We start from the raw sequence: 23,691 nt of genomic DNA, 5'->3' as shown, positions 1-23,691 counted from the left end.
AAACGCGAGTAGGGTCGAGAGTGCAGATCCGTGGGCGCGGCAGAGCCCGGGATACAGGCCGTGGGAGACAGAGCGTGGGAGGCGTCATGGAAACCTTCGTCTGGTTCCTAGTGCTCGTGGTGCTCGTCGCGGTAGCCGCGGTCTGGTGGTTCAACCACCGGGCGACGGTCCGGAAGCAGGAGCTCGACGACATCAGGGCCGAAGCACGTCGGTGGGTCGAGCGTCTCGGTGGACAGATACTGAACCTGGTCGGCACCAACGAAGCCGCCAAACAAGCTCTCGTCGACGCCTCCGAACGACACACCGCGGCGGTCTCACAGCTGGAGCAGGCCACCACGGTCGAGCAGTCCCGTTTGACCACGCAGACCGCATTGGAGGGGCTCTACTACGTGCGCGGTGCCCGGGTCGCCATGGACATGGACCCCGGTCCGGAGCTGCCCGACCTGGCCGGCCAGCAACGTGCGGGCAGGGTCACCGAACACCGTGAGGTCGACGTCGACGGTCAGCGCCAGGTCGCCTCGCCCGAGCCCGGCGAGCGGACACCGCACTACTACCCCGGCGGGACCGTCGCCGGGCGTCCGGTGCCGCAGGGCTGGTACAGCGAGCCGTGGTGGAAGCCCGCCCTGGCCGCAGGAGCGTGGGGTATGGGTTCCTTCCTGCTCATGGGCGCCCTGTTCAGCGGAATGGACGGCGTCTCGGCCGCTGCCGCCTCCCCGGAGGAGTTCGCCGGCGGTGACATGGGCGACGGCATGGGTGGCGACATGGGCGAGATGGGCGGCCCCGACGACATGGGCGGCGGCATGGACGGCTTCGACTTCGGAGACCTGCTCGGCGGCGGCTGACCCGTCACCGTCCGGGGGTCCGCGCTATCCACGCTGGCAGGTGGGGCACCAGTAGAGCTTGCGGCCCACCAGCTCGGAGGTGGCCACGGGCGTGGAGCAGTGCAGGCAGGGCTGGCCGGCCCTGCGATAGACGTAGACCTCGCCACCGTGGCGGTCCTGGCGCGGTTCCCGTCCGGTGACCTCGGGCATGTCCTCGGGTCGCACGGTGTCCATGCGCCCGCTTCGCACACCGTCGGCCATCAGCTCGACCAGGTCCCGCCAGAGCAGCTTCCACCGGTCGTGGTCCAGTTCTCGTCCGGGCAGTTCGGGAGGGATGCCCCGCCGGAACAGCACCTCGGCACGGTAGATGTTGCCCACACCGGAGACGATCTTCTGGTCCATCAGCAGCGCCGCGATGGTGCTGCGGGAGCGCGTGAGCCTTTCCCACCCTCGTTCGGGATCGGCGTCCTCGCGCAGCGGATCGGGCCCGAGCCGCGAGAGCAACGTCGTGGCCTCGTCCTCCGTCAGCAGTTCACAGGCGGCCGGACCGCGCAGGTCAGTGCCGTGCGTCGACCCGACCACACGCATCCGCACCTTGCCGCGAGGTTCTTCCAGCGGCACCGGCAGCTCGGTGAACTTGCCGTAGAGCCCGAGGTGGACGTGAACGACGCGGTCGGGCGCGTAGACGTGCAGGAGGTGTTTGCCGTACGCCTCGGCGCGGTCGAGCACCAATCCGTCGACCAACGAGGCGCCGGAGGCGAACCGCCCCTGGGGACTGTGAACCCGAACCGCCGATCCGGCGTACCGCTGCTGGTGCAGCCGAGCCAACCGGTGCAGGACATGACCTTCGGGCACGGGTTACACCACGACCGACACGACGACCGACCCCACGAGGTAGGCCAGCACGCACCACAGCGCCACGAACAGACCGCGGCGCACGGCTGCTCTCGCTTCGGACTGTTCGCGGTGCACCAACCCCACCACCGTCCCGGCGACGACGGAGGCGCAGAGGACGAGGAAACCACCGGCGATCAACATGAGGCCGAGGCCCAGCACGCAGTCGGGGGTGCGACAGAGGGCGCCGACACCACCCGCCAGGGCGGGAACCAGCTCGGACTGGCCGTAGAAGAGCACGAGCACCCCTGCCAGCGTCGTCGAGAACGCCAACAGGGGCGTGAGCAACCAGGCGAGCGCCTGACGCTGCGTGGGCATCGGCTCAGTCGTGGGGCAGGGCCGGGGGTTCGTCGGTCCGCTCGTAGTCGGCGAGCATGTCGATGCGGCGCTGGTGCCTGCCGCCCTCGAACTCGGTGCCCAGGAAGATGTCGACGATCCGCTCGATCTCCTCGGTGGTGTGCATCCGCGCACCGATACCGGCCAGCAGCGCGTTGTTGTGCTGCCGGGACAGCTTGGCGGTGTCGACGTTCCAGGCCAGCGCGGCGCGGGCGCCGGGGACCTTGTTCGCCGCGATCTGCTCACCGTTGCCGGAACCACCGATGACCAGGCCCAGGCTGCCCTCGTCGGCCACGACACGTCGAGCGGCCTCGATGCAGAAGGGAGGGTAGTCGTCCTCGGCGTCGTAGACGGCGGGACCGACGTCGGTCACGTCGTGGCCGAGATCGGCCAGCCGCTTGACGAGGTGGTTCTTGAGTTCGAAGCCTGCGTGATCGGATCCTAGGTAGACGCGCACGGTCGCAGTGTGCCAAACGGACCACCCCACCGGTGCACCCTGGTTAGGCTCTGCGGTCGTGACCGCTCAGCATCCGCACGGAGTCAGGTTCGACTGGGGGATCGACGGCATGCGGAACCTGGCCACCGAATGCCCCGTGGTGGTCGTGGTGGACGTGCTGTCCTTCAGCACGTGCGTTGATGTCGCGATCGAAGCGGGCGCCCGTGTCTTGCCGCTACGTTGGCACGACGCGCGCGGCCGTCGAGCGGCGGAAGAGGCGGGCGCCGTCATGGCCGGACCACGCGGCACCGCTGGATGGTCGCTGAGTCCCTCCTCGCTGAGGGGTCTGCATGCCGGCGTATTACTCGCGCTCCCCTCCCCTAACGGAGCCACATTGTGCGCTGAAGCCGCCGATCTCGGTGCCACGGTGTTCACCGGCTGTCTGCGCAACACGACAGCCATCGCGCACTCGGCCGCGCACGCAACGGACGGGGAGCCGATCGGTGTTGTCGCGGCCGGGGAGCGCTGGAACGGCGGGGCATTGCGCCCCGCCGTGGAAGACCTGCTCGGAGCAGGCGCGATCACGGCGGAGTTGCGAAAGCACGCTGTCACGTGCTCCTCCGAGGCCGACCTCGCGGCCGTGACGTACCGTGCCGCCGCGCATCGCCTCGGTGCGCTGATAACGGACGGCGCATCCGGACGCGAACTCTCAGCACGGGGCTTTGCTCACGATGTGGAGCTGGCTTGCGACACGAACACGAGCTCGGTGGCGCCCCGACTGCGGAACGGCGTCTTCGAGGAGGGGTGACGACGTGGGGCGATGGGTGGATCTCGGCGACGGGGTGCTGGTGCGCCGCTACGCGGAGCTGGACCTGTCCGTGGGACTGGTCGTCGGCGACGAGTGGGCACTGGTGATCGACACGCGTGGTGACCGCGAGCAGGGCGCAGAGCTCGCCACGGCCGTACGGGAGATCACCCCGCTGCCCTGGAAGGTGGTTCTCACGCACGGCCACTTCGACCACTGCTTCGGCACGGAGGCGTTCCTACCCGCTCCCGTCTGGGCGCACGAGGGATGCGTCTCCCACCTCGAACGGACCGCGGCGGCTCAGCGCGACGCGTGGACCGAGCACTATCGCGAGCAGGATCGGAACGACACGGCCGACGCGCTGGCCCGGACGGTTCCGGTCGTGCCGGACCATCTCGTGCACGAGGAAACCGTGATCGGCCTGGGCGGGCGGTCGGTGCGGCTGTCCCATCCTGGCAAGGGGCACACGGACCACGATCTCGTCGCCGCGGTGGAGGACTCGGGGGTCGTCTTCACCGGCGATCTGGTCGAGAGCGGCGGGCCGCCGGATTTCGAGGACGCCCACCCGTCGCGGTGGCCGCACGCCGTGGACGCCCTCCTGGAATCGCGGTGCTCCACCCTCGTACCCGGCCACGGCGATCCCGTCGGGCCGGGATTCGCCACCGCCCAGCGGGACGAACTCGCCGCCCTGGCCTCGCTGTGCAGCGAGGTCTCGTCCGGTGCGATCACCGCGGACGAAGCACTGTGCCGATCCCCTCTCCCTGCCGAGACCACGCGTACCGCACTGCGGCACACCGCTTGCTGACGTTGCTCCCTCGCGGACAGCGACGCGCCGGCACCGTCCGGAACTCGTCCGGACGGTGCCGATGACGATCCGTGTTCTCGACGTACGCCACGTCGACTCCGGCGGGTCCGCACCTCGGCGGACCCGCCGTCGAACCGCACCAGTGTCCGAAGCCGTTCCCGCACGGAGACCGCCCCGGACGCTGTCAACGGCCACTCGTGCAACCGACTCAGTAGTCGAACTGCGGCGACTCGGTACGGGTGCGCTTGAGCTCGAAGAAGTAGGGGTAGCTCGCCAGCAGCCGGGCACCGTCGAACAGCTTGCCCGCTTCCTCTCCCCGGGGAACCCGCGTCGTGATGGGGCCGAAGAACGCCACGCCGTCGACGTGGATCGTCGGGGTACCGACGTCGTCACCGACCGGGTCCATCCCGGCGTGGTGGCTGGCACGCAGCTCGTCGTCGTACTCCTTGCTCGTGGCGGCATCGGCCAACGAGGCTGGCAGGTCGACCTCGGCCAGCGCCTCGGAGATCACCTGGTCGAAGTCCCGATCGCCCTGATCGTGGATCCGCCTGCCCATCGCCGTGTACAGCGGCGAGAGCACGTCAGCACCGTGATGCTTGGCCGCGGCCACGGCCACCCGCACCGGCTTCCACGCGGAGTCCATGAGCTCCTGGTACCCCTCGCCCAGGTCACGCCCCTCGTTGAGCACGCTCAGGCTCATCACCCGAAAGTGCAGGTCGATGTCGCGGACCTGCTCCACTTCGAGGATCCACCGCGAGGACACCCAGGCGAAGGGGCACGCCGGATCGAAGTAGAAGTCCACCCTCGGCCGCTCCGAGAGTTCGGGGTAAGCCTCGGCCACAGTCGTCATCGCCATCTCCAGATCCGGATCGTTCGCGACTCGTTCCCCCGTCTCAACCGCCGACCTCCCCGATCTCTTCCCGAAGACGCCGACACGCCGAACGACGAACACCCGCCCGGCGGCGAGCGCGGTGTGGACGTGATTGGATGCCAGCAATCCGCAATGATGCCGCACCGACGGCGCCCATCGAAGAACAACGAGGTGATCCGTGGCCCCGCCGAATCTCACCCGCCAGCAGGCCGAGCAGCGTGCCGAGCTGCTCACGGTCCGGTCGTACGTGGTGGACCTGGACCTGTCCGAAGGCGCGGGCGGGCAGGACGTGGAGACCTTCGGCTCCACCACGACGGTGCGCTTCCACAGCGCCGACGTCGGCGCCACGACCTGGATCGACCTGATCGCCGCCCGGGTGCGCAGCGCCGTGCTCAACGGCGTCGAGCTGGATCTGTCCGACTACGAGGAATCCCGCGGGATCACCCTGCCGGGCCTGGCCGAGGACAACGAGCTCGTCGTGCGCGCCGACTGCGCCTACACCAACACCGGCGAGGGGCTGCACCGCTTCGTCGACCCGGTCGACGGCGGCGTCTACCTCTACAGCCAGTTCGAAACGGCCGACGCCAAGCGGATGTTCACCTGCTTCGACCAGCCGGACCTCAAGGCCACCTATCAGCTCACGGTGACCGCTCCGGCCGAGTGGAAGGTCGTCTCCAACTCCCCGGCCGAGATCGGCGCCGAGGTCGACGGCGCGAAGCGGCACGTCTTCGACACCACGCCCCCGATGTCGACCTATCTCGTCGCCCTCGTCGCCGGCCCCTACGCGGAATGGCGGGACACCTTCCACGGCGTCGACGGCCAGGACGACATACCGCTGGGCCTGTACTGCCGCGCCTCGCTGGCCGAGCACCTCGACGCCGAGCGCCTGTTCACCGAGACCAAGCAGGGCTTCGGCTTCTACCACCAGGCCTTCGGGGTGAACTACCCGTTCGCCAAGTACGACCAGTGCTTCGTGCCCGAGTTCAACGCGGGCGCCATGGAGAACGCGGGCTGCGTGACCTTCCTCGAGGAGTACGTCTTCCGCTCCCGGGTTACCGAGTACCTCTACGAACGCCGCTCCGAGACCGTGCTGCACGAGATGGCGCACATGTGGTTCGGCGACCTCGTCACGATGCGCTGGTGGAACGACCTGTGGCTCAACGAGTCGTTCGCGACCTGGGCCAGCGTGCTGGCCCAGGTATCGGCCACGCAGTACACGCACGCCTGGACGACGTTCGCCAACGTGGAGAAGTCCTGGGCCTATCGCCAGGACCAGCTTCCCTCCACCCATCCGGTGGCCGCCGACATCCCCGACCTGCAGGCCGTCGAGGTCAACTTCGACGGCATCACCTACGCCAAGGGCGCGTCGGTGCTCAAGCAGCTCGTCGCCTACGTCGGCCTGGAGAACTTCCTGTCCGGTCTGAAGGTGTACTTCGACCGCCACGCCTGGGGCAACGCCACGCTGGAGGACCTGCTGACCGCGCTGGAGGAGGCTTCCGGGCGCGACCTGTCGTGGTGGAGCGCCCAGTGGCTGCAGACCACGGGGCTGAACATGCTGCGGCCCAAGATCGCCACCGACGAGGCCGGGCGCTTCACGGAGTTCGCGGTGCTCCAGAGCCCGGCCAGGCCCGGCCAGGGCGAGCACCGTACCCACCGGCTGGCCGTCGGCGTCTACGACGACGACTCCACCGGCAAGCTGGTTCGCACCAACCGGGTGGAGCTCGACGTCACCGGCGAACGCACCGAGGTGCCGGAGCTGCTCGGCACGCACCGCGGCAAACTCGTGCTGGTCAACGACGACGACCTCACCTACTGCACGATGCGGCTGGATCCGGAGTCGCTGGCCACGCTGATCGACCACATCGGGGACGTCTCCGAGTCGCTGCCGCGCGCGCTGTGCTGGTCCACCGCGTGGGAGATGACCAGGGAGGCCGAGCTCAAGGCGCGCGACTTCGTGACTCTGGTGCTCGGGCAGGACGCCGCGGGCGGCATCGGCGCCGAGACCGAGATCGGGGTCGTGCAGCGGGTGCTGATGCAGGCCCAGACCGCGCTGTCCTCCTACGCCGATCCGGCATGGCAGCCGGAAGGCTGGCAACGCTACGCGGAGCGGGTGCTGGAGCTCGCCCGCACCGCCGAGGCCGGTTCGGACCACCAGCTGGCCCTGGTCAACTCGCTGACCAGCTCGGTGCTCAACACCGATCAGTTGGCCGTGCTGCGCGGGTGGCTGGACGGTTCGGCACCGCTGAAGGGCCTCACCGTCGACACCGACCTGCGTTGGCGGCTGCTGCAAGCGCTGGTCGCCCACGGTGTCGCCGAGGAGACCGAGATCGACGCCGAGCTGATCCAGGACCCGACCGCGACGGGTCAGCGGCGTGCGGAACGGGCCAGGGCGCTGATCCCCACGCCGGAGGCCAAGGAGCGGGCGTGGCAGCGTGCCGTACACGACGACGAGCTGCCCAACGCCATCAACGAAGCGATCATCAGCGGCTTCCAGCACCCGCGCCAGCGCGAACTGCTGGTGGACTACGTGCAGCGCTACTTCGACGAGATCGACGAAGTCTGGCAGCGGCGCTCCAGCGAGCGTGCTCAGCCGACGGTGATCGGCCTGTTCCCCTCGTGGGCCGTGGAGCCGGAGACCGTGCAGGCCGCCGACGCGTGGTTGGCCGGTGAGCACCCGCCCGCTCTGCGCAGGTTGGTCTCCGAAGGCCGCGCGGGGATCGTGCGCGCCCTCGCCGCACGGGAGTTCGACCGCTCCTGAGGAACGAGCAGGCGCGGTGGTGGCCGTTTCGGGCGAGCTCGACCACCACCGCGCCGCTTCGTGACGCTACGGACTCGCATGGACACGTCACGTAAGATGATCGCAGCGGTCCGGCGAGCGGTGGAGCGGTCATGCACGAGTTGATCTCCTCGATATCCCAGCTCCTCTGGCCGCTGATCACGCTGGTGGCCCTGCTCATCTTCCGACGGGCCATCTGGCGGGTGCTGCGTACCGCCGAGCGGCGCGAGCTGGAGTTCGAGGTCGGTGGCCAGCGGCTGACGTTCCACGAGCTCAACGATCAGCAGAACGAGATGATCCAGGACCTGCAGCGTCAGTTGAGCAATCTCAACGAGAAGCTGGATGAGAGCGAGCGGACCACGCTGCCACGGCCGTCCGAACCGGAGTCGGCCTCCGAACCTCCCGTGGAGCGGGCACCGGACGAGTTCTCCGAGTTCGAGCAGGCCCCCGAGCCCTCCGACGAGACCGAACTGCCCCCGGTGCACGCTCCCACCGGCCCGGAACCGTTCGCCGTGCTCTGGGTGGCCGAGCGGCCGGAGACCCACGCGCTGCTCGTGGAGCAACTCCGAAGCAACGGAGTGCGAGTCACGACCACTCGGACCACTGACGACGCCCTCTCGGAAGTGGCCAACCGCCCGTACCGGCTGATCGTGTCGGACATGTCCCGCAAGGAGGACGGCCGGCGCCGCACCGACGCCGGCCTCGCGTTGCTGCGCGAACTGCGCGACCTCGGCGTGGACATCCCGGTCATCGTGTTCAGCGCGCAGCGCGGCCAGTCGCAGTACGGAGACCAGGCCCGTCGACTCGGCGCCGTGGCCACGACGTCCTCGGCCTACGAGATGTTCCGGCACTTCCAGAACTTCGACCTGCTGTGACCCGGAAGAGTCCCTTCGAGGGGATTCGCGCGTAACGGGCCGGCCGACCTCGGGTTCAGTGTCCGGGGGTGGACTCGAAACGGGTCCCGGCCGCATCCGAGAGCATCCGCAACGCGCCGACGAGTCCCTCGACCAGATCGCCCTCCTTGAAGGAGGCGACCATGTTCATCACGGCGAGCTTGCAGGTACGGTCCGGAACCCGCCGGTGGGACTCCTCACCCGTGATCACTTCGATCTGGCGCTGACCGGGCGAGACCGCGATCAGCACCCCTTCCGGGGACCGTCCCGCCAGGTTGGCGTGGATTTCTTCGGCACGCTCACGAGTCTGCTCGCCGAGATCACCGAGGTAGATCGCGAACTCCAGGCCCGTCGTACGGCTGGACAGTGCCAACGCCTCGTCCAGACGCGTGAGCTGGCCCTGGCTGAAGGGCAGGCTCGGCCGTTGCGGCTCGATGCGTCGAGCGATCGAAACTCGCCCGGTGGGCATGCGCACCTCACCGGTCGCCAGTTCCTCGGACCGCTTCCCGGCCGAGGTCTCCGCGATGTCACCAGTTGCCACGTGCGCCTCCCCGAGCCGTGTTGAGCTGTGGCTCCGTCCCGGTGTCGGTCTCCTTCGCCGGCGGGCTGCTCGTAGTCACGCTCCCCGGGTCGGCCACCCAGAAGACCGGCGGAAAGTTCCACTCCTGACCGGCGCGATAACGGGGGCGATGGACGAACTTCGGCCACAGCACGATGAGCACGACCACCCCGTAGATGGCCGCGGGGATCACCGCCAAGACGAGCAGGGTCTGCAGGACAGTCACACCAGCACGGTATCCGATGTTCGTCGCGTCCGGGCCAAGAGGCACGACGGAAAAAGGTGACCTCGGAAGCGAGCACCCCGGAACGTCCCGCGTAACGGGTGACACAGCTCGAAAAATCATCCAAAAGTCACACAGAAGCCGTCCAGAGATCACGGTGTGTCACCAAACACCGTGTGTTAACCCACCGATTTTACAGCGTTCACCCGAAGCCGACCACTGTTCGGAGTCCGACCGGAAGGGGGCAACCGGCGGTCAAGTTGGCGGCTTGTATCCGGCCAGTGGTGATTCTAGTTTCACCTGTATGGGTCTTGCGTATTCGATCAAACTTGTTCCAGGCAAGACCACGACTACAGGAGGTACATAATGCTCCCGAGCAACCGCCAAAATCAGGACCGCACTTTCACCCGTTCGGACTACAGGGCCGCACTCATTGAACACGGTGTGCGCATTAATAGTTACGACAGTGGCGTACGGATCAGCGGCAGGAGCGGCGTACGCATCAGTACACGCCACGGCGTCCGGATCAGCAGCAGGTCCGGTGTCCGCATCAGCGACCGCCACGTCGGCAACCGTCACGGCGGCCGCGTCGACAGCCGGAGTGGGGTACGTACCAGCAATCACCGCGGCGTGCGCATCAGCGGCAGGAGCGGCGTGCGCATCAGCGGCAGGCGGAGGCGAGTCGCGGTTTGAGCAGGAAAGTCTCAGCTACCGCGACCGGGTACCTGTTCACCCAGATAAGGAAGCCAGAGCGGATCGGGATCATGCGTTCCCGAAACCAGTCGCCAGTGCCTCCCCCGAGGAGCTCGCGGCGTTTCGGACAACTGCCATCCCAGCTCGCGCAGAGTCCGGTCCGCCTTCCGGTGATTGCACCTCGCGCAGCAGGCGACGCAGTTCTCCCAGGAATGTCCGCCACCACGACTGCGCGGTACGACATGGTCGATGGTCTCGGCGCGCTTGCCGCAGTACGCGCACCGATAGTTGTCACGCTGCATCAACGCCGGCCGGCTCAGCGGCACTCGTCCGCGATAGGGCACTTGCACGAAGGTGCTCAGCCGGATCACCGAGGGCACCTCGAGACTGCTGGTGGCCGAGTGCAACGTGTCCCCGGCCGAGTCTCCGTGAACCACCTCGGCCTTACCGCACATGACCAGCACGATCGCGCGGCGCAACGGCAGCGCGGTGAGCGGCTCGAAGGTCGTGTTGAGCAACAGCACGCGCCGCTTCCACCGGGACGTCGTACCGTGCGACAGGCACGAAACGGTCCGCGACGCCAGCCCCGTGGCTGCGCCGGCAGGCGTGGGTTTTCGGTCGGGCACTCGACCACCTCCACCGGTTACCGAGCAATAGTCGAACACAAAACCCGGCCGGAACGCACGTGTGATCCCCGTCGCACCGGGAAAATTTCGGTGAAGCCAGGCTGAACCAACATCAAATCGAAGGGCGTGCCCCCTTCGCACGAGTCCGAAACCGCTCCGTCCCGAAAAACGCACGCGAGGAAACGCTCCGAAGCATCGGGACGAAGTCCGTATGGTCGGTAACTGTGACCGACGTGGAACCAACGGCCCTGTCCTACCCGAACGCCGAACGAGCCGAGCTCGTCGAGGAGCTCCACGGCCACACCGTGTCCGACCCGTATCGCTGGCTGGAGGATCCCGCCGACCAGCGTACTCGGGAGTGGTCGCCGGCCCAGGACGAGCTCGCCCGAACGTGGCTCGACGCGCTCCCGGGCCGGGAACCGCTCGCCGACCGGATGAGGTTCCTGCTGCGGGCCGGTTCGGTCTCGGCTCCCGTGTGGCGGGCCGGACGAGCGTTTTTCACCCGACGCGCTCCCGACCAGGAGTTCCCCGTCCTGCTCGTGCAGGAGGCCGACGGCCACGAGCGCGTGCTGCTCGACGTCATCGCACTCGACCCCTCGGGGCTGACGACGCTCGACCGCTGGTCGCCGAGTTTGGAGGGTGAGCGGCTCGCCTACCAGGTCTCGACGGGTGGTGACGAGGAATCCGTGCTCCACGTCCTCGACGTGGACAGCGGGGAGCTCCTGGACGGCCCGATCGACCGGTGCCGCTCGTCGTCGGTGGCGTGGCTGCCCGGTGGGGCGGAGATCTTCTACGTCCGCAGGCTGCCTCCCGAATCGGTCCCCGAGGACGAGCGCCAGTTCCACCGCCGGGTATGGCGGCACCGCATCGGCACCGATCCCGCCCAGGACCTGCTCGTCCACGGCCAGGACCTGCACCACACCTTCTTCTTCGGAGTGAGCGTGTCCCGGGACGGGCGCTGGCTGCTGATCCACGGGAGTCCGGGCACGGCGCGACGCGACTCGCTGTGGATCGGCGACCTCTCCGACGGTGCCGCGATCCCCCGATTGCACCGCGTCCTCAGCGACTCCGACGAGGTTCGTGCCTCGGCCTGGGTGGAGCAGGACGGGCGGTTGTACGTGCAGACCACGCTGAACGCGCCACGCTGGAGGCTCTGCGTGGCCGACCCCACGGCTCCGGACCCGGCCGACTGGGTGGAGCTGGTCGGTGAGGAGCAGGACTCCGTCCTCGAAGCCGCTCGTCGGCTGCCTCCGACCGCGGAGGCTCCCGCCCGGATCGCGGTGCTGCGAACGCGGCACGCGGTCTCCGAACTGGCCCTGCACGATCCCGACACCGGCGAGGCCACCGGCACGGTGCCATTGCCGGGTACCGGTCAGGTCACCGGGCTGACCACGGTCGACGAGCACACAGAGGTGCACGGCGAACGGGTGTGGATCGGCTGGACCGACTTCGCCACCCCGCCGTGCGTGTACTCCCACTCGCGAACGACCGGGCGGACCACGCTCACCGAGCAGGCCCCCGGCACCCCCGAACTGCCTCCGGTGCACACCAGCCAGGTGCGCTACACCTCGGCTGACGGCACCACGGTCCGGATGTTCGTGCTGAGTCCCACCCCGGAGCCCGACCGCACGCGCCCGGTACTGCTCACCGGCTACGGCGGGTTCTCCCTGTCCCGCGAGCCCGGGTACTCGCCCTCGGCGCTGGCCTGGGTCGCCGCGGGTGGCGTGTGGGCGCAGCCCTCACTGCGCGGTGGCGGCGAGGAAGGTGAGTCCTGGCATCGCGCCGGGATGCGGGAGAACAAACAACGCGTGTTCGACGATTTCCACGCCGCTGCCGAACACCTGATCAGGCAGGGTTGGACCAGCGCTGAACAACTCGCGATCACCGGCGGTTCCAACGGAGGCCTGCTGGTGGGGGCGGCCCTGACCCAGCGGCCCGAGCTCTACCGGGCGGTGGTCTGCTCGGCTCCGCTCCTGGACATGGTGCGCTACGAGAAGTTCCTGCTGGGGCCGTTGTGGAGTGAGGAGTACGGCAGTGCCGAGGTCGCCGAGGAGCTGGGCTGGTTGCTGGAGTACTCGCCGTACCACCGCGTGACGAAGGGCACCGACTACCCGTCGGTGTTGTTCACCGTCTTCGAGTCGGACTCCCGCGTGGACCCCTCGCACGCTCGCAAGATGTGCGCCGCGCTGCAACACGCCACGGTATCGCCCCCCACCGGGCAACCGGTCCTACTGCGCAGGGAAACCGAGGTGGGGCACTCCGCTCGCGCTGTTTCACGTACGGTGGGGCTGGCGACCGACCAGCTCGCCTTTCTCGCGGAGGCCACGGGACTCGTCCCCGAGTAGGACGCCTCCCGCCCCCGAGGCCGGCTGACGTGGCGATTCGAAGATCGTCGCGATGCGTCGTGAACGGCGGGGCGTTCACGAAGCACCTCCCCCGAGCGTGGGCCGGCACGCCCTGCGAGTCGCGAGCGGAGCGTCGCCCCCTGCGAAACATCACCATGGAGCCCCCGAACCATGATCGAAGCGTTATCCGAGCCCAAGTGCGTCAACGAGGTCGACACCTGGTGTAACACGGTCTTCCAGTGGTCCGAGAATCCGTGGCTGGCGAAGTACGCGGACATGCTGATCGCCAAGCCGCTGCAGATCCTCCTGATCGTGACCGTGGCACTGGTGGTGCGCTGGCTGGCGCACCGGACCATCGGCCGACTGTCCCAGACCAACGGCAAACCCCCGAAGCTGCTACAGCCCCTGCGGGAACAGCGCGGCGAGGCCCTCGCCGGGGAGACGCTGGCCGAGCGGCGCAGTCAGCGTGCGCGCACGATCGGTTCCGTGCTGAAATCCCTGGCCTCGTTCGTCGTCTTCGGTTTCGCCCTGATCTACGCGCTCAAGGTGCTGGGCATCGACCTGGGTCCGCTGATCGCCTCGGCCGGTATCGTCGGTGTCGCCCTCGGTTTCGGCGCGCAGAACCTGGTACGCGACTTCCTCTCCGGTGTCTTCATGATGATCGAGGACCAGTACGGCGTCGGGGACTGGGTGGACCTCGGCGAAGCCACCGGCACCGTGGAGACGGTGGGCCTGCGCGTGACGACGCTGCGCGACGTCAACGGTACGGTCTGGTACGTCCGCAACGGGGAGATCCTCCGCGTGGGCAACTCCAGCCAGGGCTACGCGGTGGCCGTGGTCGACCTGCCGGTCGCCCACAGCAGCGACGTGAAGAAGGCTCAGGAGGTCGCGGGCACCGTCGCCACCGAAGCCGCCTGCCGCGAACCGCTGTCCTCGGACGTCCTGGAGGAACCCGAAATGCTCGGAATCAACCAGATCACTTCCGATACGATCACCCTGCGGCTGACGGCCAAGGTCCGCCCCGGACAGCAGTGGTCGGTGCAACGCAAACTGCGCGCCGAGATCAAGCGTGCCTACGACGTCGAGAGCATCAAGCCCCCTTACCCAGCGGGGCGCCTGATGCCAAACTCGGAGAACCACCAGTCCTGAAAGCACTCCGTAGGGAGAACGTGTGAGCACGCCCGGAACCTTCTACGAACAGGTAGGCGGCGAGCCCACCTTCCGCTTCATCGTGGCCCGGTTCTACGAAGAGGTGGCCAAGGACGAGCTGCTGCGCCCGCTCTATCCCGAGGAGGATCTCAGCGGCGCGGAGGAACGTCTGCGGCTGTTCCTGATGCAGTACTGGGGCGGCCCGCGCACCTACTCCGAGGAACGCGGCCACCCCCGCCTGCGAATGAGGCACGCGCCGTTCAAGATCGGCCTGACCGAGCGGGACGCCTGGCTGCGCTGCATGCGCATCGCGGTGGACGAGGCCGAGCTCGCCCCCGAGCACCGCGACCAGCTGTGGCAGTACATGGAGATGGCCGCACACGGCATGGTGAACTCCTGGTTCTGATCCGGAACAGCAGCCCAGGAAGGTATCCGACTCCGCCCCCACCGGGGGCGAACGACCGATGGCAGGATGGGACATCGTGCGCCGCTCCCCTGACAATCACCTCCCGCGCTCCGAGGCGCCTTCGTGGTGGCGGGACGCGATTTTCTACGAGGCCGACCTGCGGTGGTTCGCCGACTCCGACGGGGACGGCGTCGGTGATCTCGACGGAGTACGCGAGAGACTGGGATACCTGGAGCTGCTGGGTGTCGACGCTCTCTGGTTGACCTCGGTGCCGATGACCGGTGCCGGCCCGTCAGTGACCGACCCGCACGAGGCGGGAGCGGTACTCGAATCGTTCGAGTTCCTCGCGGAGGAGGCGCACGACTGCGACCTGCGGCTGATGATCGACGTGGGCGTCGACATCGCCGAGCTCCGGCAGGCGCGCTCGCGGGAGGAGCTCGCCGAGACGCTGCGGTTCTGGATGGAGCGGGGTGCCGACGGGGTCCGCATCACACCCACGGCCTCCCACAGCGCTCCTGAGGAGAGCATGCCGGCGGCGGACGCCGTGACCGAGATCAGCGACCTGATTCGTTCCACGGTCGAGGAGTACCCGGAGCGGGTGGTGGCCGCGCTGGCCGAAAAGGACCGTTCCGGGGGGTGGCACCTCGAGTTTCACCCGGGGATGGCTGACGTCACCTTCGACGCGGAAAAGCTGCGCGAGGTCATCAGTCACGGTCTCGCGGAGGCGGAGTCGTTGGGAACCCGCCCCACTTGGATGACGGCGGACCACGGACGTCCACGCCAGGTGACGCACCACGGAGGAGGCGACAAGGGCACGGCACGTGCACGTGCGATGGCCCTGGTCACGCTGGCGTTGCCCGGTGCTGTCCGCGTCGACAGCGGCGAGGAGCTCGCGCTCCCCGACAACCCGCTCTCCACCCGGGTGCCGATGCCCTGGGAGGCGGCGACCGTACCGCCACTGTTGACCGAGCAGTGGGCACGGTTGACCGTGGAAGCCCAGTTGGAGGATCCGGTCTCGACCCTGTCGCTGTACCGCGAGGCTCTCGAAGCGAGACGAACGCACGCCGAGGGGGACACCGTCGAGTGGTACGGAGCACCCGCCGGGTGCTTCGCCTTCCGGCGTGGAGGCTCTCTCGTCTGCGCGGTGAACACCTCCGAAGAACCGGTGCCGTTGCCACCGGGCGAGGTGCTGCTTTCCAGCGGTCCGCTGATGCAGGAGCACCTGCCCCCCGACACGGCTGCCTGGTTGGTGTGATCCATTCCTCTTTCCGGGTGGTTTCCCCGACGTGACGAGGAAGCCACAGGTAAATTGATTCACGTCTCGACCATCCGACCCGCCGGGAATCCATGACCGCGTCAACCTCGGCCGAGCAGGCTTCCGCCAAACGGCCAGGACGCCTGATCGGCATCGACCTCGCCCGTTTTCTCGCCGTACTCGGGATGTTCTGCGTTCACTTCGGTGTGCCGTTCGCCGGTGACGAGCTCACCGCGCGTGTCTTCGAGATTTCCAGCGGTCGCGCCACGGGCCTGTTCACCTTCCTGGCCGGGGTCTCACTCTCGATGATGTCCGGACGGCGGCGAATACCGACGGGGGCGGACCTTCACGAGGCTCGCAAGCGGATCGCGATCCGTGCGGTGCTGATGATCGTGCTGGGACTCGCGCTGGTCAAAGCCACCGACGCGACCGGGTTTCTGCTCACGGTCATCATCCCCTTCTACGGCACGTACTTCATGCTGTCCCTGCCGTTCATCGGGATGCGCCCACGGGGACTGCTGATCTCCGCCGCGACCGTGGGAGCACTCGGTCCGCAGGTCGCCTTCCTGCTGCGCACGTGGCTGACGCCGAACAGCCCGCTGTCGACCGTGACGACGGTCGTCGACATGCTCGACCCCGGCCACCGGCTCGCCGAAATAGGACTGCTGGACACCCTGCTGCTGGGGTTCTACCCGGCCATGTCCTACTTCGCTCTCGTGCTCGCGGGAATGGCGGTGGGACGGATGGACCTGCGCGCGACGGGGTTGCGGGCTTACATGGCCGCCTGTGGAGCTCTGATCGCGTTCCTGAGCTACACCGTCTCGGACCGGTTGTTGCGCGCTCTCGGCGGATCGCCCGACGCGGTGTTCAGGGGCCCCGTCTCGGTGGACCAGCCGGAAACGCTGCTGTCCTCGATGGCGCACACGGGGACGAGCTTCGAGCTGTTCGGGGCGTTCGGAGTGTCCCTGCTCGTGCTGGCGGGGTGCCTGGAAGTGGCCGACCGACTGGGCCGGCTGCTGTTCCCCCTGGTGGCAGCGGGTTCCATGGCCCTGACCCTGTACACCGTGCACGCGCTGGTCCTGGCCTGGCAAGTGGTGGTCGGCGGCTGGCCGCTGCACGGTGTCGAAGCCTCGCTGGCCGAACTCGCCACGATGCCGCCGGGAGCCGAGGACGTCCCCGGCCTCCCCGCGTTCCCCGCTGACGGGGAGCTGCCCACCGGGTTCATCGCATGGGTCAACGCCTACATGCCCGAGGTCTTCCTGATCGGCTCCCTCGTCTTCGCCACAGCCTGGCAGCTGAAGTTCCGACGCGGCCCGCTGGAGGCGGCCATCAGCGAGTCGATCCGCTGGCTCTCCGATCCGCAGGCGGCGCTGACCGCCCAGTCCGCCAAGCACTCCGGCAACCGAGGTTGACCGAGGCTTCGCGGACCGAGCGGCGGGGACTCACATCAGCAGCGGGAGCAGAGCGTAGCGGCGGCGCAGGACCGCACCGAAGCGGGAGTCCAGCCGCAGCCACGAGTCCGTGGCGCTGACCCGCACCACCTCGTCCTCCGTGGGATCACTCACCAGGAATCCCATTCCCGAGAGCACGAACAAGCAGCGCAGCGGCACCTTGATCTCGAACCCCGATCCGCTGACGGTGAACACTTCCTGGTCCATCAACGAAGCGGGTGGGGTGCCCTTCGGGCCGACGTTGTCCCGAGCCACACCGACACCCTGTTCGGCCACCTCCCCCACCAGCTTCGCGGGCAGGTCGTCGACGCGGTGCCAGCCCCGGTCCGGTGGTAGTTCGGAACGCCACAGCAGGTCCCGGGACGGCCCGGGGTCCATGGTCGCGCCCCCTGCCACGGTCAGTGTCGCCAGCAGCTCGTTGCCCGAGGCGGTCAGGTCCCCCGGTTCGACCTCCCCCGCCACCGAGCGGGTGCACAACGCGTCGAAAGGGGTGGCCGACCACGCGTCGAGAAGACCGGTGTCACCGCGTCCACGCAGGCGGATCGCCGCCTGCTCGTCCATCCGCACAGCGCGGGCGACGAACGCTCCGAGATCGTCACGATCCGCGGAACGAGGTATCCGCAATTCAGGCACCGGTGGGCTCCTTGTCCGCCAGTTCGACAGCGACCTGCCACTCGGCGAGGAAGTCCCGCTCCGCGGCGGTGAGCCGCCGGGGACGTCCCGCCGCCAGGTCGTAAGGCACCATCAGTGTCTCAGCCGTGGCCACCGAGGCCGATCCCCAGGCCGAAGCGGTGTAGTCGATCAGGAAGGAGGCGGCCCGCAGGTCGCGCACCGACATGCGCACCTGGAGCGATCCCGCCTCGTACACCAGTGGTGCGTGGTAGTCGATCACGACCCTGGCCACGACCATGCCCTCGGCCATGCCTTCCAGCCCACGGTGTCCCGCCTCGGTGAACAGCAGGCCCGCACGGGCCTCCTCCAGCAACGTGATGGTCCTGGCGTGGTTGACGTGGCCGAACGCATCCATGTCGGACCAGCGCAGAGCCACCTCGGCGATGAAAGCGCTCACCGGATTCCTTCCCTCTCCTCGTCGCACGAGTCTCAGGACTCATTCCTCGAAAGCGGCGGAGCCGCTTGTTTCCACGCACGCAGCTCGACCCGCCGGGATCCTCAGGCGAGGGCCTCGCCAGGACAGCTGACACGTGGCACAGTGACTACTCGATGTGTCAGATCCCGCAGCGAGGCCCCGGCTGAGGTTCCCACCCAGCCCCTCACACGAGCCGTCCGAAAGAATCCTTCATCGAACCATGCTGCGCAGTTGCCTGGTCGCCACTGACAGCGTCGCCAAATCCAGCCGCCCGGAGCGCTTGATCTCATCCAGCGAGGATCGCGCACGGCTGAGGCGGGAGGCGTTGGCCCACTCCCACTCCGCGATCTTGTCGTCGGCGCTGTCCCCCGGGTCACTGCCGCGCAGCACGTCGATGGTGATCGCACGAAGCGAAGCGTAGAAATCGTCCCGCAGCGCCAGCCGGGCCAGCGAGTGCCACCTGTTGCCGCGTTCCAGCGCACTCACCGACGTCAGCATCCGCTCGATGTCGAGGTGTTCGTACAGCGCGTAGTACAACTCGGCCGTCTCCGAAGGGCTGCGTTCGGCGCTGATCCCGGCATCGCGCCCGGCCAGCTCGGCGATCTCGGTGATGTCCAGCACCGCGAAGGTGTCCAGGAAGGCACCGACGCGCCTGGCCAGGGCCGGTGGCACTCCCGCGGCGACCAGCTTCTCGGTCCGCTCCGCGGCCGCCTCGGCCGCGCGCCCCCGCAGCAGTCCCGGCACCGAATCGGAGAGCTCGGCGACCACCGGCCGGAAACGATTGATCTCGGCGCCGATCGCCAGTGGTTGCGGCCGGTTCGACAGCAGCCAACGGGAGGCCCGGTCGAGCAGCCGTCGGGTCGCCAGCACCATCTCGTCGGCCACGGAACTGTCGACCACCGTTTCCAGGTCCTCGATCTGCCGCCACAGATCGGGCAGGTCGTAGACCCTGGTCACGACGGCGTAGGCACGCACGGCGTCGGTGGCGTCGGCACTCATCTCCTCCGAGAGCCGATAGGCGTAGGAGATCCCCGCGCCGTCGACCACCTCGTTGACCAGCAGGGTCGTGGTGATCTGCCGCCGCAGGGGGTGTTCCGGGATGGCGTCGGCGTAGCGGTCGCGCAGTGGCTTCGGGAAGTAGTCCGGCAGCCGCCGGGCGAAGGCGTCGGCATCGGGCAGATCGCTGTCCAGCACCTCGTTCTTCAGGGCGAGCTTGACGTGCGCCATCAGGGTGGCCAGCTCCGGCGAGCTCAGTCCCCGCCCCTCCTTGAACAGTTCCCGGAACTGCTCGGAACTGGGCAGCGCCTCCAGTTCGCGGTCGAGCCCGGTGCGCTTTTCCAGGTCGGTGACCTGGCGCGCGTGGACCGAGACCATCGCCGCCGCGTGGGACCGGGAAATACCGAGCACGGCGTTCTGCCGGTAGTTGTCGGCCAGCACCAGCTCGGCGACCTCGTCGGTCATCTCCGGCAGCAGCTCGTTGCGCTGGACGCCGTCCAACCGGCCTCGCGCGACCAGGTGATCGAGCAGCACCTTGATGTTGACCTCGTGGTCGGAGCAGTCCACACCCGCGGAGTTGTCCAGCGCGTCGGTGTTGACCTTGCCGCCTGCCCGCGCGAACTCGATCCGCCCGAGCTGGGTCAGGCCGAGGTTGCCGCCCTCGCCGACGACCCGCGCCCGCAAGGCGTTGCCGTCCACGCGTACCGAGTCGTTGGCCTTGTCGCCCACTTCGGCGTGGCTCTGCTCGCTGGACTTGACGTAGGTCCCGATACCGCCGTTCCACAGCAAGTCCACCGGAGCGCACAGGATCGCCCTGATCAGCTCGGCGGGGGAGAGCCGCTCGACCTCTTCCGCGATGCCCAGTGCCCGGCGGATCGCCGGGTTCAGGTTGATCGACTTCAGTGAGCGGGACCAGACACCGCCCCCTTCGCTGATCACGTCGCGGTCGTAGTCGTCCCAGGTCGAGCGGGGCATGTCGAACAGTCGCCTGCGCTCGGCGAACGAGCTCGCCGCGTCCGGATCGGGGTCGATGAACACGTGCATGTGGTTGAACGCGGCGACGAGCCTGATGTGCTCGGACAACAGCATGCCGTTGCCGAACACGTCACCACCCATGTCACCCACGCCCACGACGGTGAATTCCTCCCGCTGGGTGTTCGTGCCGAGCTCGCGGAAGTGCCGCCGGACGCTTTCCCACGCCCCCTTGGCCGTGATGCCCATTTCCTTGTGGTCGTAACCGACGGAACCGCCCGAGGCGAAGGCGTCACTCAGCCAGAAACCGTAGGAGTCGGCGACCTCGTTGGCGATGTCGGAGAAGGTCGCGGTGCCCTTGTCCGCGGCCACCACCAGGTACGTGTCGTCACCGTCGTAGCGAACCACGTCCCGGGGCGGGACCACGGTGCCGCCGGCGAGGTCGTCGGTGAGGTCCAGCATCCCGGAGATGAACATCCGGTAGCAGGCGATGCCCTCCTTCTGGACCGCTTCCCGGTCGCTACCGGAGTTGCCCGTCGAGGCGGGCGGGCGCTTGACGACGAAACCGCCCTTCGCCCCCACAGGCACGATCACCGCGTTCTTGACCGCCTGGGCCTTGGCCAACCCCAGCACCTCGGTGCGGAAGTCCTCCCTGCGATCCGACCAGCGCAGGCCACCCCGGGCCACGGAACCGAAGCGCAGGTGCACTCCCTCCACGCGCGGGGAGCAGACGAAGATCTCGAATCGCGGTCGCGGCTCGGGGAGTCCCTGGATCCGGTGGGGTTCCAGCTTGAACGCCAGGAACGAGCGTCGTGCCCCGTTCGAGTCGGTCACGAAGTAGTTCGTGCGCAGGGTGGCCCGGATGAGGCCGAGGTAGTTGCGCAGGATGCGATCGGCGTCGAGGCTGGTGACCTCGTCGATGAGTCGCGTCGCCTCGTCGACCAGGGCCTGCTCCTGCGTGGACCGTTGGTCGGCGGTCAGCGACGGATCGAACCGCGTCTCGAACAGGCGCATCAGTACGACCGTGGCGTCCGCGTGGGCGAGGATGGCGTCCTCGATGTAGTCCTGGCTGTAGGCGATGCCCACCTGCCGCAGGTACTTCGCGTAGGCGCGCAGCACGCTCGTCTGGTACCAGTTCAGACCCGCACGCAGTACCAGGGAGTTGAACCGGTCGACCTCGGAAACACCCTGCCAGCCGGCGCGGAAGGCGTTCTCGAAACGCTCGCGCACGCTGTCGAGCCGCTCCGTGCCCACCTGCTCCACCATGCCCTGACCCAGCCGCAGGCCGAAGTCGAAGATCCAGCAGCGGGTGCCGTCCTCGCGCAGCACCTCGTAGGGGCGTTCGTCGACGACTTCGACCCCCATGCTCTGGAGCACGGGCAGCACCTGCGACAGCGTCATCCGCTCGCCGAGGAACATCTTGAAACGACGTTCACCCGGTGTCGCCCCGTGCGGGGTGTAGAACGACATCTCCAGTTCGCCGGACTCCCGCAACGAGTCCAACCGGCGCAGATCGACGAGTCCCTCGCTGGCGCTGAAGTCCTCCTTGTACGCCTCGGGGAAGGAAGCCGCGTAGCGCTGCCCGACCTCACTGGTGGCCTCCGAGCCGCGCCCGGCGTACCGGAAGCCGCCCTCGGTCTCCTCCACCTCGTGGACCATCCGGTCGTCCCAGGTGCGGATCGCTTCGCTGAGGCGCCGCTGCACCCGGTTCAGGTCCGGTTCCACCTGCTTGGCCGGGTCGGTGTGCACCAGGAAGTGCACCCGCGCCAGGGTCGACTTACCGACCCGGGTGCTGTACTCCAGACCGCTGCCTCCCAGCTCGGCGAGCAGCACCTCCTGCATGGCCAGCCGGGAGCGGGTGGTGTAGCGGTCCCGGGGCAGGTAGACCAGGCAGGAGAAGAAGCGGCCGTAGGGATCCCGTCGCAGGAACGGCTTGAGCTTGCGCCGCTCGGCCAGTGCCAGGACCCCGGTGATGATCTCCCGCAGCACCTCGGCACCGGTGGAGAACAGCTCGGTGCGCGGGTAGTCCTGGATCTCCTCCAGCATCCGCTGACCGGAGTAGGACTCCATGGGAAAACCGGCCTGGTGGATGACCTCGCGGACGCGGCGCTCGATGACCGGGATGTCCAGCACGTTCTCGTGCAGGGCGGTACTCGTGAACAGCCCGATGAAGCGGTGCTCGCCGACGACCCGACCTCGGGAGTCGAAAGTCCTGACCCCCACGTAGTAAGGGTGCACAGCACGATGCACCGTGGATGGTTCGCTCGCCAGGGTCAGCACCAGCAGCTCGTCCGACACGGAGCCGGCCGCCGTGTCCGTTCCCGCCATCGGATCGCGAGTCGTGAGACTGTCGTTGCGCAGCACCCCCAGACCCGAAGCCAGCGCGGCACGCAACGCCGGTGCGCTGTCCTCGGAGTCCCGGACCAGCTCGTTGTGCTGGTATCCCAGGAAGGTGAAGTGGCCGTCGGCCAGCCAGCGCAGCAGGTTGGCCGCGTCCCTGACGTCCTCGAAGGCCAGCGGGGGCGGATCGCCTTCCAGCGCGTCGGCCAGACCTCGTGCGGTGCCGACCATGCGCTCGGCGTCCTCGACGACCTCACGCACGTCGTTGAGGACCTTGAGCAGTGCCTGCTCGAGCCCGCGGGTGCGGTCGGGGTCGGTGACCCTGTCGACCTCGACGTACATCCAGGACTCGGCGATGGCGTCGCCGGGTGGTGCTCCCGGGTCCGCGTTCGGCAGGACCTCCCGGAGTTCACCTGCCACGTCGCGGCGGACCACCACGATCGGGTGTACGATGCGCTGCACTTGAGCACCGTCGCGGGTCAGCTCGGCGATCACCGAATCGACCAGGTACGGCATGTCGTCGGTGACCAGCTGGACCACCGTGGCCGGGGTCTGCCAGCCGTCCTCGGCACGGTCGGGATTGAAGATCTCGACCACGGGACGGCCCGCGGTCCTGCTCGCGGCCAGTGCGTGGTGTGAGCGCAGTGCTCCGGCGAGATCGGCGGGCTCGTCGTCGGCGATCTCCTCCGCCGGAACGTGGCGGTAGTACTTGTCCACCAACTGCGCCAGCTCCGGAGCAAACTCGGCCGTCCTGCCCAACAGGCGATCCTTGGCCTGCTCAGGAGTCTCCGAGTGACTACCGGTCACGGCGGAAGGCATGCTGGATTCGCGGCTGTTCTGGGTACTCAACGGTCCGGTTTTCGAGGTCATTGTTCAGGCAGCTCCCATGTCGCGACACCTCGTTGTGTCCACACGGCTCCACCCTAGAACCTCGGGGAGCCATCATGTCGGC

General features: G+C 68.2%; 20 protein-coding genes. 10 read left to right on the top strand and 10 right to left on the bottom strand.

Annotated features, from left to right (window positions below; all coding sequences use genetic code 11):
* The first annotated feature begins 86 nt into the window (after positions 1-86).
* Positions 87-842 carry a hypothetical protein gene (locus FHX42_RS13095; protein ID WP_182544549.1) on the top strand — a complete coding sequence of 252 codons (756 nt, stop codon included), beginning with the start codon at positions 87-89 and terminating at the stop codon, positions 840-842.
* 24 nt (positions 843-866) lie between these two features.
* Here the strand turns inward: FHX42_RS13095 and FHX42_RS13090 are convergent, their stop codons facing one another.
* Genes FHX42_RS13090 through FHX42_RS13080 form a run of 3 tightly spaced genes read right to left on the bottom strand, consistent with a single transcriptional unit; the run spans position 867 to position 2,508 of the window.
* Positions 867-1,676, bottom strand: a complete 810-nt coding sequence (locus FHX42_RS13090) for an Fpg/Nei family DNA glycosylase (protein WP_182544548.1) — start codon at positions 1,674-1,676, stop codon at positions 867-869.
* A 3-nt stretch (positions 1,677-1,679) separates the two neighbouring features.
* Positions 1,680-2,033 carry a hypothetical protein gene (locus FHX42_RS13085; RefSeq protein ID WP_182544547.1) on the bottom strand — a complete coding sequence of 118 codons (354 nt, stop codon included), beginning with the start codon at positions 2,031-2,033 and terminating at the stop codon, positions 1,680-1,682.
* A 4-nt stretch (positions 2,034-2,037) separates the two neighbouring features.
* Positions 2,038-2,508: a ribose-5-phosphate isomerase gene (locus tag FHX42_RS13080; protein WP_182544546.1), complete on the bottom strand. Its 471-nt coding sequence runs from the start codon at positions 2,506-2,508 to the stop codon at positions 2,038-2,040.
* Between the two features lie 58 nt (positions 2,509-2,566).
* Between FHX42_RS13080 and FHX42_RS13075 the strand changes: the two genes are divergently transcribed.
* Positions 2,567-3,295 (top strand): 2-phosphosulfolactate phosphatase, encoded by a 729-nt coding sequence (locus FHX42_RS13075; protein ID WP_328796092.1) that lies wholly within the window; start codon positions 2,567-2,569, stop codon positions 3,293-3,295.
* Positions 3,296-3,299: 4 nt separating this feature from the next.
* Positions 3,300-4,097, top strand: coding sequence for an MBL fold metallo-hydrolase (locus tag FHX42_RS13070; RefSeq protein WP_182544545.1), 798 nt, complete (start codon positions 3,300-3,302; stop codon positions 4,095-4,097).
* 208 nt (positions 4,098-4,305) lie between these two features.
* Here the strand turns inward: FHX42_RS13070 and FHX42_RS13065 are convergent, their stop codons facing one another.
* Positions 4,306-4,947, bottom strand: a complete 642-nt coding sequence (locus FHX42_RS13065; protein WP_182544544.1) for a mycothiol-dependent nitroreductase Rv2466c family protein — start codon at positions 4,945-4,947, stop codon at positions 4,306-4,308.
* A gap of 199 nt (positions 4,948-5,146) precedes the next feature.
* Here FHX42_RS13065 and pepN point away from each other — a divergent pair, with 199 nt between their 5' ends.
* Both pepN and FHX42_RS13055 read left to right on the top strand, forming a co-directional pair.
* On the top strand, positions 5,147-7,726 hold the full coding sequence (pepN, locus tag FHX42_RS13060) for an aminopeptidase N (RefSeq protein WP_182544543.1): 2,580 nt from the start codon (positions 5,147-5,149) through the stop codon (positions 7,724-7,726).
* 131 nt (positions 7,727-7,857) lie between these two features.
* Complete coding sequence (locus FHX42_RS13055) at positions 7,858-8,619, top strand: response regulator (protein ID WP_182544542.1); 762 nt, start codon at positions 7,858-7,860, stop codon at positions 8,617-8,619.
* A 55-nt stretch (positions 8,620-8,674) separates the two neighbouring features.
* Here the strand turns inward: FHX42_RS13055 and FHX42_RS13050 are convergent, their stop codons facing one another.
* The 3 genes from FHX42_RS13050 to FHX42_RS13040 form a co-directional block, all read right to left on the bottom strand.
* Positions 8,675-9,178, bottom strand: a complete 504-nt coding sequence (locus tag FHX42_RS13050; RefSeq protein WP_182544541.1) for a DUF5130 family protein — start codon at positions 9,176-9,178, stop codon at positions 8,675-8,677.
* Entirely contained in the window at positions 9,165-9,422 is a 258-nt protein-coding gene (gene ctaJ / locus FHX42_RS13045) for an aa3-type cytochrome oxidase subunit CtaJ (protein ID WP_182544540.1), read from the bottom strand. Before ctaJ ends, FHX42_RS13050 begins: the two co-directional genes overlap by 14 nt.
* Before the next feature lie 701 nt (positions 9,423-10,123).
* Positions 10,124-10,633: an HNH endonuclease gene (locus FHX42_RS13040; protein WP_220480322.1), complete on the bottom strand. Its 510-nt coding sequence runs from the start codon at positions 10,631-10,633 to the stop codon at positions 10,124-10,126.
* 329 nt (positions 10,634-10,962) lie between these two features.
* On the opposite strand from FHX42_RS13040, the gene FHX42_RS13035 reads away from it, so the two are divergent.
* The 5 genes from FHX42_RS13035 to FHX42_RS13015 all read left to right on the top strand — a co-directional run bounded on the left by FHX42_RS13035 (position 10,963) and on the right by FHX42_RS13015 (position 17,305).
* On the top strand, positions 10,963-13,083 hold the full coding sequence (locus FHX42_RS13035; protein WP_182544538.1) for a prolyl oligopeptidase family serine peptidase: 2,121 nt from the start codon (positions 10,963-10,965) through the stop codon (positions 13,081-13,083).
* A gap of 171 nt (positions 13,084-13,254) precedes the next feature.
* Positions 13,255-14,232 carry a mechanosensitive ion channel family protein gene (locus FHX42_RS13030; protein WP_182544537.1) on the top strand — a complete coding sequence of 326 codons (978 nt, stop codon included), beginning with the start codon at positions 13,255-13,257 and terminating at the stop codon, positions 14,230-14,232.
* Positions 14,233-14,254: 22 nt separating this feature from the next.
* A complete protein-coding gene (locus FHX42_RS13025; protein ID WP_182544536.1) occupies positions 14,255-14,638 on the top strand; it encodes a globin in 384 nt (127 codons plus the stop codon).
* A gap of 76 nt (positions 14,639-14,714) precedes the next feature.
* Positions 14,715-15,893: an alpha-amylase family glycosyl hydrolase gene (locus FHX42_RS13020; RefSeq protein ID WP_328796091.1), complete on the top strand. Its 1,179-nt coding sequence runs from the start codon at positions 14,715-14,717 to the stop codon at positions 15,891-15,893.
* A 92-nt stretch (positions 15,894-15,985) separates the two neighbouring features.
* Positions 15,986-17,305: a heparan-alpha-glucosaminide N-acetyltransferase domain-containing protein gene (locus tag FHX42_RS13015; RefSeq protein ID WP_235987281.1), complete on the top strand. Its 1,320-nt coding sequence runs from the start codon at positions 15,986-15,988 to the stop codon at positions 17,303-17,305.
* Positions 17,306-17,335: 30 nt separating this feature from the next.
* On the opposite strand, the gene FHX42_RS13010 is transcribed toward FHX42_RS13015, so the two are convergent.
* The 3 genes from FHX42_RS13010 to FHX42_RS13000 all read right to left on the bottom strand — a co-directional run bounded on the left by FHX42_RS13010 (position 17,336) and on the right by FHX42_RS13000 (position 23,609).
* Complete coding sequence (locus FHX42_RS13010) at positions 17,336-17,977, bottom strand: hypothetical protein (RefSeq protein WP_182544534.1); 642 nt, start codon at positions 17,975-17,977, stop codon at positions 17,336-17,338.
* On the bottom strand, positions 17,970-18,413 hold the full coding sequence (locus FHX42_RS13005) for an acyl-CoA thioesterase (RefSeq protein WP_182544533.1): 444 nt from the start codon (positions 18,411-18,413) through the stop codon (positions 17,970-17,972). The genes FHX42_RS13010 and FHX42_RS13005 overlap by 8 nt, the downstream gene beginning before the upstream one ends.
* 228 nt (positions 18,414-18,641) lie before the next feature.
* Positions 18,642-23,609: an NAD-glutamate dehydrogenase gene (locus FHX42_RS13000; RefSeq protein WP_182544532.1), complete on the bottom strand. Its 4,968-nt coding sequence runs from the start codon at positions 23,607-23,609 to the stop codon at positions 18,642-18,644.
* Between the last annotated feature and the right edge of the window lie 82 nt (positions 23,610-23,691).

This window comes from Halosaccharopolyspora lacisalsi (genome assembly GCF_014137975.1).
GTDB classification, from domain to species: domain Bacteria; phylum Actinomycetota; class Actinomycetes; order Mycobacteriales; family Pseudonocardiaceae; genus Halosaccharopolyspora; species Halosaccharopolyspora lacisalsi.
Note: the sequence above shows the minus strand (reverse complement) of the source record. Positions and strands in the feature narration are given on the sequence as shown.

What these genes read in the sequence shown, in the direction of transcription:
- FHX42_RS13095 (WP_182544549.1), top strand. Translation starts at nt 87, where the DNA reads ATGGAAACCTTCGTCTGGTTCCTAGTGCTCGTGGTGCTCGTCGCGGTA.
- FHX42_RS13085 (WP_182544547.1), bottom strand. Translation starts at nt 2,033, where the DNA reads ATGCCCACGCAGCGTCAGGCGCTCGCCTGGTTGCTCACGCCCCTGTTG.
- FHX42_RS13065 (WP_182544544.1), bottom strand. Translation starts at nt 4,947, where the DNA reads ATGACGACTGTGGCCGAGGCTTACCCCGAACTCTCGGAGCGGCCGAGG.
- FHX42_RS13055 (WP_182544542.1), top strand. Translation starts at nt 7,858, where the DNA reads ATGCACGAGTTGATCTCCTCGATATCCCAGCTCCTCTGGCCGCTGATC.
- FHX42_RS13030 (WP_182544537.1), top strand. Translation starts at nt 13,255, where the DNA reads ATGATCGAAGCGTTATCCGAGCCCAAGTGCGTCAACGAGGTCGACACC.
- FHX42_RS13015 (WP_235987281.1), top strand. Translation starts at nt 15,986, where the DNA reads ATGACCGCGTCAACCTCGGCCGAGCAGGCTTCCGCCAAACGGCCAGGA.
- FHX42_RS13000 (WP_182544532.1), bottom strand. Translation starts at nt 23,609, where the DNA reads ATGACCTCGAAAACCGGACCGTTGAGTACCCAGAACAGCCGCGAATCC.